This window comes from Vibrio sp. RM-69-4 (assembly GCF_024743775.1).
Classification (GTDB): Bacteria; Pseudomonadota; Gammaproteobacteria; order Enterobacterales; family Vibrionaceae; genus Vibrio; species Vibrio anguillarum.
Genome location: NZ_JAMQXI010000017.1, coordinates 24,925 through 39,126, shown reverse-complemented (window position 1 = coordinate 39,126; position 14,202 = coordinate 24,925). Strand labels below are relative to the sequence as shown.

Genomic DNA, 14,202 nt, shown 5'->3' with positions numbered 1-14,202 from the left:
AAAAACGGCATACTTAAACTGTATGCCGTTTTTTAGAATACTCTCTAAATCGCTTTAGATATTCTCATTAACTCGCTCACGTAACTCTTTACCTGGCTTGAAATGAGGGACGAATTTGCCATCCAACACCACTTTATCACCGGTTTTAGGATTACGACCTACTCTAGGCTCACGATAGTGCAAAGAGAAACTACCAAATCCGCGAATTTCGATTCGCTCTCCGCTTTCTAAAGTTGATGCCATATGTTCAAGAATATCTTTCACAGCGTCTTCAATTTCTTTAGCAGATAGGTGCGTTTTCTCAGCACAGAGTCTTTCTATCAATTCAGACTTAGTCATAGTTTCCCTCATTACTTATCAAAGTAGGCACTAACTGAAAAAAAAGGAGCCTTACGGCCCCTTTTAGCGAGTTAGATTATTCGCCTTTAGCAGCCTTGAATGCATCAGCCATAGCATTACCAAACGCACCTTCATCAGCTTTGTTCAGAGTAGCCATTGCTTCTTGCTCATCAGCTTCATCTTTAGCTTTGATAGATAGGTTGATTACGCGGTTTTTACGGTCTACACCAGTAAATTTCGCTTCAACGCTGTCACCAACGCTTAGGACTAGAGACGCATCTTCAATACGGTCACGAGATGCTTCAGAAGCACGGATGTAACCTTCAACGCCGTCTACAAGTTCAATTGTAGCACCTTTCGCGTCAACTGCAGTAACAGTACCGTTAACTAGAGTACCTTTTTTGTTATCAGCAACATATGCGTTGAACGGGTCGTTTTCCATTTGCTTAACGCCAAGAGAAATACGCTCACGCTCTGCATCTACTGCTAGAACAACTGCAGAGATTTCATCGCCTTTCTTGTAATCACGTACCGCTTCTTCTCCAGGAACGTTCCAAGAGATGTCAGATAGGTGAACTAGACCGTCGATGCCGCCGTCTAGACCGATGAAGATACCGAAGTCAGTGATAGACTTGATCTTACCAGTAACTTTGTCGCCTTTAGCTTGCGCTTCAGCGAATGACTGCCATGGGTTAGCTTTACACTGTTTAAGACCTAGAGAGATACGACGACGCTCTTCGTCGATATCAAGAACCATAACCTCAACTTCGTCGCCAACATTAACAACTTTAGATGGGTGGATGTTCTTGTTAGTCCAATCCATTTCAGAAACGTGTACTAGACCTTCAACGCCTTCTTCGATTTCAACGAAGCAGCCATAGTCAGTTAGATTTGTTACACGGCCAGATAGTTTATGACCTTCTGGGTAACGCTTAGCGATAGCTACCCATGGATCTTCGCCAAGTTGCTTAAGACCTAGTGATACGCGAGTACGATCACGATCAAACTTAAGAACTTTAACTAGGATTTCGTCACCAACGTTAACGATTTCTGATGGGTGTTTAACGCGTTTCCAAGCCATATCTGTGATATGTAGAAGACCATCAACACCACCAAGGTCAACGAATGCGCCGTAGTCAGTAAGGTTCTTAACGATACCTTTAACTTCAGTGCCTTCTTGTAGAGTTTCAAGAAGTTCGTCACGTTCAACGCTGCTTTCTGATTCGATAACAGCACGACGAGAAACAACAACGTTGTTACGTTTCTGGTCTAGTTTGATAACTTTGAACTCTAGCTCTTTGTTTTCTAGGTGAGTAGTGTCACGGATAGGACGCACGTCAACAAGAGAGCCTGGAAGGAAAGCACGGATACCGTTTAGTTCAACAGTGAAGCCACCTTTAACTTTACCATTGATAATACCAATAACAGTTTCAGCTTCTTCGTAAGCTTTCTCAAGAACGATCCAAGCTTCATGACGCTTAGCTTTCTCACGAGAAAGTTGAGTTTCACCGAAACCATCTTCAACAGCGTCTAGAGCAACGTCTACTTCAGAACCAACTTCAACTTCAAGTTCGCCAGCAGCGTTCTTGAACTGTTCAGCAGGGATAGCAGACTCAGACTTAAGACCAGCGTCAACAAGAACGAAACCATTCTCGATAGCGACTACAGTACCTTTAACGATTGTACCTTGTTGAAATTGTGTTTCGTTTAAAAACTCTTCAAAGAGTTGAGCAAAAGATTCAGTCATTTATTTAATCTTCAATAATTAAACTTCCATGGGTATCCTACCGCATGGGGTTATTAAATTCGCCAGTCATCATCCTTGCGACCGACGCTCTTACCTAGCAGAACTACTCTGCCAGCTTAGATTCTACGTATTGTAATGCTTCTTCTACAACTTCGTCGATAGACATTGAGGTTGAGTCAAGCAATAGCGCATCCTCTGCAGGGCGTAATGGGGCCACTGGGCGGTTACGATCTCGGTCGTCACGCTCTTGGATCTCGCTTAAAAGGGCGTCAAATTTAACATCTAGCCCTTTGAGTTGCAACTGCTTAAAGCGACGTTGGGCTCGCTCTTGCGCACTGGCATCGAGGAATATTTTCACTTCTGCTTGAGGAAACACAACGGTGCCCATATCACGTCCATCAGCAACCAGTCCCTGCCCTTTCGCAAAGGCTCGTTGGCGACGTAATAATGCCTCACGAACTCTAGGCAATGCCGCTACTTTTGATGCCGCCATTCCTGTCTCTTCTTTGCGCAATTCTTTCGATACGTCCTCACCTTCAAGAATCACTCTAACCAAGTCGCCTTCTGCGATAAATTGGACATCTAAATGTGTCGCCAGAGGAACAAGCGCTTCTTCCGACTCCGTATCCACACCGTGGTGAATCGCCGCCAATGCAAGAACGCGGTAAATAGCTCCAGAATCGAGCAAATGAAAGCCTAATTTCTTAGCCAACAACATACAAAGAGTGCCTTTACCTGCACCACTTGGTCCATCTACGGTAATTACCGGAGTGTGAGAGGACATGATTTACTCCACTTAGTTTTTATGCGGCTTGCTTGCTCGCTTTTGTCGGCGACAAATTATAGTGCTTATCCGTTACAGGCGCTAGGAAGGAATGGTGGTATGACTGAAATTTCACAGTGATACAAGCGTCGCTTTTAGGGGGCGACGCTTTTGATAGAGACTCTTATAAAATAATACGCTCAGCGTTTTGCCTGACAATAGCGGCACCAATACCTTTCACCAAGCTCAGATCTTCTTTGGTTTTAAAATCGCCATTTTGTTGACGATATTCAACAATCGCTTGTGCTTTTTTAAGTCCAATACTTTTCAACAAAGTAGCAATTTCCTCAGCGGAAGCCTGATTTATATTAACCGTAATTTCAATGCCTTGGTGCGTTTCTACCACCTTTTCTTCTGCTAATGTCGGTGAAAGAGGCAATACGATACTTAGAAGTAATAACCCGAGTTTTGTTTTCAATTTCATATGAACATTTCCTTGTTTATTAGTGGGTACCAATATTAATTGAGCTTGGAAATGAGAGGGAATCAAAAAGGTAGAAATTGAAATGGGCTGCATAAGCAGCCCATTTTGAGTTTCATATCAATTACATTACTAGCCTTTATTGGCTCACAACATAATATTCAATGTCTGTATTTTTACGCAAAGTTGTAAGTATCGCAGCCAAATCACGTTGGCTACCGATGCGCTCTAACTGAGCCGTAATTTGATCGTTGTACTGAGGTGTGACTTTAGCCTCAACCTTATGTAGTTCAACAAGAACAATATCACCGTTCATTGCTTTCGCTTGACCGTAAACCACACTATCTGTAGCGGGTTTAGGAAGAGAAAACACCGTACTCGCCAATGGAGAGCTACGATCAATCATTTCCAAGTCAGCAAATTTTAACCCACGCTGTTCCAATAAGGATTGGTCACCTTGCTTTAGGGTATCAATCAATTTTGTGGCTAACTCAATCGCTTGTTGTTCGCCTTTGACTTTAGAAAGCTGAGCAACCACTTGCTCTTTCACTTCAGCCAAAGGAAGAACTATTTGTTCCCGAGCATCATCAACACGAACAACGATAACGTGTTCTGGGGCAACTTCTAATACCTCAGAATTGAGCCTATCTTCTTTTACCTCTGGGCTTAGAATAGCTTGAAGAACAGCTGGATTTTTAAGAATTTCAGGCGCATCTTGCTGAGAAATAAAATCGGTTTTCTGAATCTTAGCTGAGATAGCGTTTGCTGCTTCATCCAGAGAGTCAGGTGATTCAAATGCCACTTTTTCTAGCTTAGTCTGCAACTCATAAAACTGATCAGCGGCCTTTTGGTCTACCATTTCAGCTTTGATTTCAGAGGCAACCTGTGCGTAGGGCTGTGCGATAGGGGCTTTAACATCATCAAGACGGATAATGTGATAGCCAAATTCAGATTTGACCAACCCTGTGATATCCCCTATCTGTTCGATAGCAAAGGCTGCTTGTTCAAAAGCTGGGTCCATCACATCATGTTCAATCCAACCTAGTGACCCCCCCTCTTCTGCGCTTCCTACGTCTTCTGATTTTTCTTTCGCTAAGGTCGCGAAATCAGCGCCAGCATTCAGTTCATCGAGAATCGCCTGCGCTTTAGTTTTATCATCACCTTGAACCAAAATATGGCTTACTTTACGCTGTGCTTGAGTGGAGTATTTGTCTAAATGCTCTTGGTAGTACTGCTCGGCCTGTTCATCAGACACTACCATTTGGTCTTTCAATTGTTGGGCAGAAAGCTCAATATAAGCCACTTTAACCTGCTCTGGACGAGTATAGCGCTCTGCATTTTGTTGATAATATTGAGTAATTTCTTCATCACTCAACTCAACATTTTTAGCAAACTCGCTGAGTGACAATGTGAGCGCACGGATATCGCGGGTTTGAGAGATCAGTTCACTTTGCTGATTAACCTCACCCTGCAACGTAAATTCACTACCTTGAATAGCACTAAGCAACTGGTTACGAATAAGATCACGACGCAGATATTCTGCAAAGCTTTCAGCAGAGAAACCCGCACGGCGAAGAGCCGCTTGATAGATTTCTTGGTCAAACTTACCGCCAGTCTGGAATTGAGGCATGTCTAAAATCATTTTACGAACCTGATCATCGCTCACTCGTAAACCTAGTGATTGTGCATGCTGCTCCAACAATAAATCGTTAACCATACGATCAAGCACTGACTTACGAAATGACTCGACATACTGAGGATCAGCGAGCAAGTTAGCAAAATAATCCCCTAATTGGGATTGCATGCGATTGCGCTCGTTCTGGTACGCTTGTTCAAATTCACCACGGCCAATCTCACTATTGCCAACTTTGGCCGCAGCATTACTACCACCGCTGACCAAGTAGCTACCGACACCTGCGAATACGAATGATAAGATAATCATTCCTAGAATAATTTTCACCGCGATGCTGTTCACGCCTTCGCGTAATCGATCCATCATAATCTAACTGCTCTCCGGATAAGAAGCTTCACACTTCAGCCTAAAAATTGAATAGCGCGATAATATCAGAAAAAGAAATGCGCATCAGTAGGATGCGCATAATTTCAAAAGGTTCGAATTAATTTTGCGCTTAAGCCGCAAAAAATAACGATTTTGATTAGTTACAAGCGTCTTTAAGCGCTTTGCCTGCTTTGAAAGCAGGTACTTTTGCTTCTGCGATTTGGATCTCTTCACCCGTTTTAGGGTTACGACCCGTGCGCGCTGCACGAGTGCGAACGCTAAATGTACCAAAGCCAACAAGCGCTACTTGATCGCCAGATTGAAGAGTGCCACTAACGGCTTCGATGAATGCATCAAGAGCACGGCCTGCCGATGCTTTAGAGATGTCAGCGTTTTCTGCGATTTTTTCTACTAATTGTGTTTTATTCACTGTGATTCCCCTTTGCGTCACCCATTATTATTTTTTAACGGTGACTTTTCGTTCCATTAAGTTCCCAAACTAGCTTGAAGCCTTATTACATCTGGGCTGCAAGCTATAGGGGCTTACGTTAGCGCCCAAAAAAAACGCTGACAAGCCTTTTTAAGCCTATCAGCGTGATCTTTTACTTATTTTTGCTGCACATCACTATTTTTTAGCATCAAATTCAACCCCAGAAGGGTCTCGTTCAAGTGCGATCTTCAAAACTTCATCAATCCATTGAACGGGAATGACTTTTAGATCAGCAATCACATTTGCAGGGATCTCTTCCAAATCACGCTCATTCTCTTTTGGGATCAATACGGTGGTGATACCACCACGATGTGCTGCGAGCAGTTTTTCTTTCAAACCACCGATAGGTAATACTTCACCACGCAACGTTATCTCACCCGTCATCGCGACTTCCGCTTTCACAGGATTACCCGTCAAGCTAGAGACAAGCGCCGTACACATAGCAATACCCGCGCTTGGGCCATCTTTTGGTGTTGCGCCTTCTGGCACGTGAACGTGAATGTCACGCTTTTCATAGAAATCAGCGTTAATCCCTAATTTCTCGGCGCGTGCGCGAACCACAGTCATCGCAGCTTGAATAGATTCTTGCATCACCTCGCCCAGAGAACCAGTTTGCGTCAACTTGCCTTTGCCAGGCATTGATTCGGTTTCAATAGTCAGCAAATCACCGCCTACTTCTGTCCATGCTAAACCCGTAACTTGGCCAATTTGGTTACTGTCGTCGGCTTTGCCAAAATCACAACGTTGCACACCTAGAAACTCTTTTAAATTCTCTTGGTTGGCTACCACGGTTTTTACGTCTTTATTCAACAAGATTTTCTTCACCGCTTTACGGCAAATTTTTGAAATCTCTCGCTCTAAGCTTCGTACGCCCGCCTCACGTGTGTAATAACGGATAATACCAATGATGGCTGAATCTTCGATAACAATTTCATGAGGCTTCAAACCATTCCGCTCAACTTGCTTAGTCACTAGATGGCGTTTAGCAATATTCAGCTTTTCGTCTTCTGTATATCCGGAAAGGCGGATAACTTCCATACGGTCAAGCAGCGGACCTGGGATGTTCATTGAGTTTGATGTCGCAACAAACATGACATCAGACAAGTCATAGTCCACTTCTAAATAGTGATCGTTAAAGGTGCTGTTTTGTTCAGGATCAAGCACCTCCAACAATGCGGAAGATGGGTCACCACGCATATCTGAAGACATTTTGTCGATTTCATCAAGCAGGAACAGTGGGTTTTTCACGCCAACTTTCGCCATTTTTTGAATCAACTTACCCGGAAGAGAACCGATGTAAGTACGGCGGTGACCACGAATTTCTGCTTCATCACGCACTCCACCTAACGCCATACGGGTATATTGTCGACCTGTTGCCGCCGCTATCGAGCGGCCAAGAGACGTTTTACCAACGCCCGGGGGACCAACAAGACACAAAATTGGCCCTTTCAGCTTGTTGATACGACTTTGTACCGCGAGATATTCTAAAATACGCTCTTTGACACGATCTAAACCATAGTGATCGGCATTTAAAATCTCTTCAGCTTTTGCCAAATCTTTCTTAACTTTTGAACGTTTGGCCCAAGGAACATTGACCATCCAATCAATATAGCTACGCACAACGGTTGCTTCTGCAGACATTGGAGACATCATCTTTAATTTCTGCAGCTCTTGTTCCGTTTTTTGGCGCGCTTCCTGCGGCATTTTGGAATCGTCAATCTTCTTCTTCAGCATTTCAAATTCATCAGGTGCGTCATCCATCTCACCTAATTCTTTCTGAATCGCTTTCATCTGCTCGTTGAGGTAATACTCACGCTGAGATTTTTCCATCTGTTTTTTAACACGACCACGAATTCGTTTTTCAACCTGTAATAGGTCGATCTCCGCTTCCATTTGTCCCATTAAAAATTCCAAACGTTCACTGACATCAACAATTTCGAGAACTTTTTGTTTTTCAATCAATTTCAATGGCATGTGAGCGGCGATGGTATCAGCCAAACGCGCTGCTTCATCAATCCCATTTAACGACGTTAATACTTCAGGCGGGATTTTCTTATTGAGTTTGATAAAACCATCAAATTGGTTGATTGCGCTGCGAACGACGACTTCCTGCTCTTTATCATCCAACTCAGGAGTGACAAGATACTGCGCTTCTGCGGAGAAAAATTCACGCTCGATGAAGCGATCAATTTTCGCTCGCTGTTGGCCTTCAACCAACACTTTCACGGTACCGTCAGGTAATTTCAGAAGTTGTAAAATCGTTGCAACTGTCCCGACTTCAAAAAGATCTTCAATTTTCGGTTCGTCGGTTTCCGCTTGCTTTTGTGCCACAAGTAACACTTGCTTGTTGTTATCCATCGCCGCTTCAAGGCATTGGATGGATTTTTCTCTGCCAACAAACAAAGGAATGACCATGTGAGGATAAACCACCACGTCACGTAGAGGTAGTACGGGGATCTCGATACGCTCGGAACGTTCCAAGTTCATATTATTCTCTCTTCCGCTTCAACTGATTACCGAGTATATGGGGGCTAACTCACTGGATTCAATAACAGAATAAAAAAAAGGAGGTATTTGCTACCTCCTTTAAATATTTCTGATTGAGATTTACTCTGCGCCAGCCGCTTGGCTCTCATTTCCGCTGTAAATTAGTAGCGGTTGTGATTCACCATTAATGACTGATTCATCGATAACCACTTTGCTGACATCGTTTACCGATGGCAGTTCATACATGGTTTCGAGTAGTACACCTTCCAATATTGAGCGTAAACCACGTGCGCCCGTTTTGCGGTTCATTGCTTTTTTTGCAATGGCGCGCAATGCGTCTTCACGAAACTCTAGGTCAACGTTCTCTAACTCAAACAAGGCTGCGTACTGTTTCGTCAGCGCGTTTTTCGGCTCACACAAGATTTGAATCAGTGCTTCTTCATCCAGCTCTGTCAAGGTAGCCGTTACGGGAAGACGACCGATAAATTCAGGGATCAACCCATATTTTACCAAATCTTCAGGCTCTACTTGATTGAACAACTCACCGATAGTTTTGGTTTCATCTTTAGAGCGAACTTCCGCACCAAAGCCAATACCTGAACCTGTCGCAACACGTTGTTCAATCACTTTATCTAGGCCCGCAAATGCACCACCACAGATAAAGAGGATTTTGGATGTGTCTACCTGTAAAAACTCTTGTTGTGGATGCTTACGGCCACCTTGCGGCGGAACCGAAGCGATAGTGCCTTCCACCAATTTCAACAGCGCTTGCTGAACCCCTTCACCTGAGACATCTCGGGTAATTGAAGGATTTTCTGCTTTACGAGAAATCTTATCAATTTCATCGATGTAGACGATACCACGTTCCGCTTTTGCAACGTCATAATCACATTTTTGCAGCAGCTTTTGGATGATGTTTTCAACATCTTCGCCGACATAACCTGCTTCAGTTAATGTGGTGGCGTCTGCCATTGTGAAAGGTACGTCTAGGAAACGAGCTAATGTTTCTGCAAGCAGTGTTTTACCACTACCTGTTGGGCCAATAAGAAGAATATTACTCTTACCTAACTCAACCCCATCGCTCGTTTTATCACCGTTTCGTAAACGCTTGTAGTGATTATATACGGCCACTGCGAGCACTTTTTTTGCATGTTCCTGGCCAATCACATAGTCATCAAGATGTTCACGGATCTTATGCGGCGTAGGTAACGCCTCAGATTCCTTTTTTGGCAGAACATCCTTAATCTCTTCACGAATGATGTCGTTACATAAATCAACGCATTCATCACAGATGTAAACAGAAGGACCGGCGATCAGCTTGCGAACTTCGTGCTGGCTTTTGCCACAGAAAGAGCAATACAACAGTTTACTACTACCGCTCTCTTTGCTTTTGTCTGTCATTCGCTAACCTCTTAGCCTTTACTTTTAATCGTCTGAGTGTAACTCAAATTACGCCAAAATGCGTTAAACAATTCTGAGAACTGTTATTCGCCGCGGTGACGCAAGACTGCATCGACTAAACCGTATTCCACAGCTTGGTCAGCAGACATAAAGTTATCACGGTCGGTATCACGCTCGATAACTTCAAGCGGTTGGCCTGTATGCTCAGCAAGCAATTTGTTGAGTTTTTGCTTGATGGTAAGGATCTCTTGAGCATGGATCTGGATATCCGAAGCTTGGCCTTGGAAACCACCTAACGGCTGATGAATCATCACGCGTGAGTTAGGCAACACATAACGTTTCCCCGGAGCGCCACCAGCCAATAGGAATGCTCCCATTGAACAAGCTTGGCCCATACAAACAGTGCTAACATTCGGCTTGATGAACTGCATGGTGTCATAAATTGACATACCAGCAGTCACACTACCTCCTGGCGAGTTGATGTAGAGGAAAATATCTTTATCAGGGTTTTCCGATTCTAAAAACAACAGCTGCGCTACAACAAGGTTAGCCATGTGATCTTCAACTTGACCCGTTAAGAAAATCACTCGTTCTTTGAGTAGGCGAGAATAAATATCGTATGAGCGCTCACCGCGGGAAGTCTGCTCAACCACCATGGGTACTAGCGCGTCAAAAATTGGCGACATTGCGTTTTTTTCTTGGTAGCTCATATTGTTATGTCCCTAAAATAAATGGCCCGAATGATGGGTATCACACGGACCATTGTTAGCAGAATAGTTAACCTGTAGTCAACCACCTACGCTACATATTGCTTATTAAGCAGGTTGCTGGTTCATTAGCTCATTGAAGCTAACAGCCTTTTCAGAAACCTGTGCTTTAGCAATGATCGCGTCGATTGCTTGCTCTTCTAGAGCAAGGTTACGCATGTTGTTCATCATTTGCTGATTTTGAGAATAGTATGCCATTACTTCAGCTGGATCTTCGTACGCTGTTGCCATCTCTTCGATCAATGCTTTCACTTTATCTTCGTCAGCTTTTAGCTCTTCAGACTTGATCACTTCACCAAGAAGTAGGCCAACCACTACGCGACGTTTTGCTTGTTCTTCAAACAATTCACGTGGTAGTTGAGCGGCCGCTTCTGGGTTACCGCCAAAGCGTTGCGCAGCTTGTTGACGCAGTACGTCGATCTCTTGATCGATCAGTGCAGAAGGAACATTGATATCGTTCTCTTTTACTAGACCTTCAATCGCTTGCTCTTTAATGCGGTTTTTTACTGCTTGCTTAAGTTCACGTTCCATATTCTTGCGAACTTCAGCTTTCAGCGCTTCAACGCCACCTTCAGCGACACCAAATTTGGCAACGAACTCGTCGTTTAACTCTGGTAATTCACGCACTTCAACTTTGTTGATTTTAATTGCGAATTTCGCCGCTTTACCTTTTAGATTTTCCGCGTGGTAATCTTCAGGGAAGTTAACGTCGATTTCAAATTCCATACCTTTGGTTTTGCCAACGATACCGTCTTCAAAACCAGGGATCATGCGACCTGCACCCATTTCTAGAGGGAAGTTTTCAGCTTTACCGCCTTCAAACTCAACGCCATCAATAGAACCAACAAAATCGATCGTCGCGCGCGAACCCGCTTCCGCAGCTGCGTCTACTTCTTTCCACGTTGCTTGTTGCTTGCGTAACGTTTCTAGCATCTCAGCAACGTCTTCTTCCTTCACTTCAACCGCTGGTTTTTCAACAGTGATGTTTTCTAGACCTTTTAACTCAACTTCTGGATATACTTCAAAAGTTGCATTGAAAACAAGGTCTTGGCCTTCTTCGATAGAAACTGGTGCAAATGTTGGTGCGCCTGCTGGGTTGATTTTCTCTTTTACGATAGCTTCAATGAAGTGGCGTTGCATCACTTCGCCCATGACGTCTTGACGTACCGCTTTACCGTACATTTGCGCAACCATTTTCAAAGGCACTTTGCCTTTGCGGAAACCATCGAAACGACGATTCTTAGCGATATTGCGTAGCTCTTTTGTAACTGCATCTTCGATGTTAGCAGCAGGAACAGTAATATTCAGACGGCGCTCTAGGCCTTCTAGCGTTTCAACAGTAACTTGCATTATTTATAAACCTCAAAACTGGCCCAGTATTTCTGAGCAATATGAGCCGCAACTTAGGCGATGCCTTGTGCTTGGCTGCATCCTTGTGTTGTGCTCTATCCGAACACTTATATTAAAACCAGCATCAACATTGGCCAAAAGACCCAATATTGGACTAATAAGCGATATCTTTAGAGACTCTAATGCATCACAAAAGGTATCTCTGATTAGTCTCAGGACAGAAAATTTAGACGCGACATTCTACCGACCAGAATCAGTGCTGTCGAGCCAATCACCGCAGAGAGATGATTCCGTACCCTAAATTGCTTTCTAAGTGCTAAAAATTCCACCAACGTGAAAAAGCACAGTTTTGAAATGGGGACAATAAAGGCTTTTTCAAGGGAATCGAGGCTTTTTTTACCCCAAAAGCGTAAAAAGAGATCTTGCTCCTGTTTTGCACCCCACAATTGCGCTCTTTTTAAACATCACCCAAAGGAAAACCAGTAGAATTATGAGTCAATGCTGGGAGCATTATCACTTGTAAAAATGGATATCTCTCGCAAAAGAACTGCCCTTGTCGCGCCGCTGAACATGGAGAAAGGATGCTACATATTCGCCGAGTAAACCTTATTTTTGTAACGTTATTCCTTTTGTCTACAGCGGCTGGGGCGCATTTTGTTTGGCGGCACAACTACCAAAGTTTATTGATTGAACATCAAGCTCAGCTAGAGCGATTCTCTAGCCACATCACCACAAAACTTGATAAATATGCACATATCCCAAGATTGATAGCCAAAGATAAAGAACTCATTGACGCTTTACACAGCCCCAGCAATAGCGCCCAAATTGAAATCACTAATCGCTATTTAGAACAGGTCAATGAAGTGATTCAAGCCGCTGACACCTACCTCATCGACCAATATGGCAACACGATCGCAGCAAGTAACTGGCACCTCACTCATTCATTTATTGGCCGAAACTTCGCTTGGCGGCCTTACTTTAAAACGGCCATAACTGGGCAAGAGAGCCAATATTTTGCGTTAGGATCAACATCGGGGCAACGAGGATATTACTACTCCTACCCTATCGTTTATGCCGCGGATGTCATTGGCGTAGTGGTAGTGAAGATGGATCTTTCCGCGATTGAGGAAAACTGGCAGAGCAAACAAAGCTATTTTGTCGCCACCGACAGCAACAACATTATTTTCATGTCCAGCCAACCGGAGTGGCTGTTTAAAAGTGTTGCCATGCTGAGCGAAAGCGATCGAATTGCGGTTCAAAATAGCCGCCAATATCTTGATACCTCTATTCGCTCACTCGGATTGATCGGCGATTTCAATGCATCCGTTGCCGAATGGGAAAATCCTTATCAAACTTGGATTAAAGGCGATTTCATCGTTTCAACCAAACCGCTGCCCAGTATCGGGCTCAACATTCGGGTTTTATCGCCCAAAATAAACATTTTCTGGGATAGCTTTGGATTTACTCTGATCAACAGCATGCTGTTTGCCATCGTCTACTTAGGGCTATTACTGGTTCATCACCGCCAACTCAAACAGCGCCAAATCGAACAGTTACAGTCTGAAGCAAAACAAAAATTAGAGTTTCTGGTTATGGAGCGAACCTCTGCACTGCACGCGGAAATTGCGGAGCGAAGTAAAACAGAGAGCATGTTACGCCAAACTCAAGATGAATTGATCCAAGCTGCGAAACTGGCTGTGCTTGGGCAAATGTCCGCCAGTATTAGTCACGAGCTGAATAATCCACTGGCCGCTATCCACAGTTTTGCCGACAATGGGCGGCGTTTTTTAGCCAATGGTAAGCCGGAACGGACCGATGACAACTTGACTCGCATTTCAGCGCTCACCGAACGCATGGCTAAAATCAGTGAACAGCTCAAATCGTTTGCGCGAAAAAGTAACACCGATGAGAAAGTGAACGCGCAATTATTACCGATTATTTTGTCGACAAAAGAGTTGATGCAACCGCAATTTAAATCGAATTTGATTCAGTTTGAGATGGAATTACCCGCGATGGATCTTTGGGTGCGTGTCAATCCAATCCAACTAGAACAAGTCTTGATTAACTTGCTAACCAACGCGATGCAGGCCCTTGAGGAACAGCATCAAAAATGCGTTCGTTTGAGCACTGAGTGCAAAGCCTCTCAAGTGTTGATCCATATTGATGATAACGGCCCGGGAATTACACAAGAAAAAATAGCCCATCTTTTCGAACCGTTTTTCACCACGAAAAAAAATGGCTTAGGCTTAGGCTTGTCGATTTCACAGCAGATAATACAAAGCATGGACGGTGAGTTAACGATGGCCAGTTCACCGCAGTGTGGGGCGCGATTTTCAGTCTCTCTACCGATCGTTAGGCCAAGCGTGTGATTTACAGAC

At 43.9% G+C, this 14,202-nt stretch carries 11 protein-coding genes; 1 reads left to right on the top strand and 10 read right to left on the bottom strand.

Annotated features, from left to right (window positions below):
- Positions 1-54 precede the first annotated feature (54 nt).
- From ihfB to tig, 10 genes are all read right to left on the bottom strand, one after another.
- Positions 55-339, bottom strand: coding sequence for an integration host factor subunit beta (ihfB, locus tag NB504_RS01340; protein ID WP_010317449.1), 285 nt, complete (start codon positions 337-339; stop codon positions 55-57).
- 76 nt (positions 340-415) lie between these two features.
- On the bottom strand, positions 416-2,086 hold the full coding sequence (rpsA, locus tag NB504_RS01335) for a 30S ribosomal protein S1 (protein WP_013857179.1): 1,671 nt from the start codon (positions 2,084-2,086) through the stop codon (positions 416-418).
- A gap of 103 nt (positions 2,087-2,189) precedes the next feature.
- Positions 2,190-2,870, bottom strand: coding sequence for a (d)CMP kinase (cmk, locus tag NB504_RS01330; RefSeq protein ID WP_013857180.1), 681 nt, complete (start codon positions 2,868-2,870; stop codon positions 2,190-2,192).
- A gap of 163 nt (positions 2,871-3,033) precedes the next feature.
- Positions 3,034-3,333: a helix-hairpin-helix domain-containing protein gene (locus NB504_RS01325; RefSeq protein WP_258428109.1), complete on the bottom strand. Its 300-nt coding sequence runs from the start codon at positions 3,331-3,333 to the stop codon at positions 3,034-3,036.
- 136 nt (positions 3,334-3,469) lie between these two features.
- Positions 3,470-5,329 (bottom strand): peptidylprolyl isomerase, encoded by a 1,860-nt coding sequence (ppiD, locus tag NB504_RS01320; RefSeq protein WP_258428108.1) that lies wholly within the window; start codon positions 5,327-5,329, stop codon positions 3,470-3,472.
- 157 nt (positions 5,330-5,486) lie between these two features.
- Positions 5,487-5,759, bottom strand: coding sequence for an HU family DNA-binding protein (locus NB504_RS01315; RefSeq protein WP_026027116.1), 273 nt, complete (start codon positions 5,757-5,759; stop codon positions 5,487-5,489).
- A 195-nt stretch (positions 5,760-5,954) separates the two neighbouring features.
- A complete protein-coding gene (gene lon / locus NB504_RS01310; RefSeq protein WP_094133673.1) occupies positions 5,955-8,306 on the bottom strand; it encodes an endopeptidase La in 2,352 nt (783 codons plus the stop codon).
- A 120-nt stretch (positions 8,307-8,426) separates the two neighbouring features.
- Entirely contained in the window at positions 8,427-9,707 is a 1,281-nt protein-coding gene (gene clpX / locus NB504_RS01305) for an ATP-dependent protease ATP-binding subunit ClpX (protein WP_013857185.1), read from the bottom strand.
- 83 nt (positions 9,708-9,790) lie between these two features.
- Positions 9,791-10,417, bottom strand: coding sequence for an ATP-dependent Clp endopeptidase proteolytic subunit ClpP (gene clpP, locus NB504_RS01300; protein WP_010317461.1), 627 nt, complete (start codon positions 10,415-10,417; stop codon positions 9,791-9,793).
- Positions 10,418-10,522: 105 nt separating this feature from the next.
- The gene (gene tig, locus NB504_RS01295) at positions 10,523-11,824 is read right to left on the bottom strand and encodes a trigger factor (RefSeq protein WP_013857186.1); all 1,302 of its coding nucleotides are present in this window, start codon (positions 11,822-11,824) and stop codon (positions 10,523-10,525) included.
- A 581-nt stretch (positions 11,825-12,405) separates the two neighbouring features.
- Here tig and NB504_RS01290 point away from each other — a divergent pair.
- A complete protein-coding gene (locus NB504_RS01290; RefSeq protein ID WP_258428107.1) occupies positions 12,406-14,193 on the top strand; it encodes a sensor histidine kinase in 1,788 nt (595 codons plus the stop codon).
- The last annotated feature ends 9 nt before the right edge of the window (positions 14,194-14,202 follow it).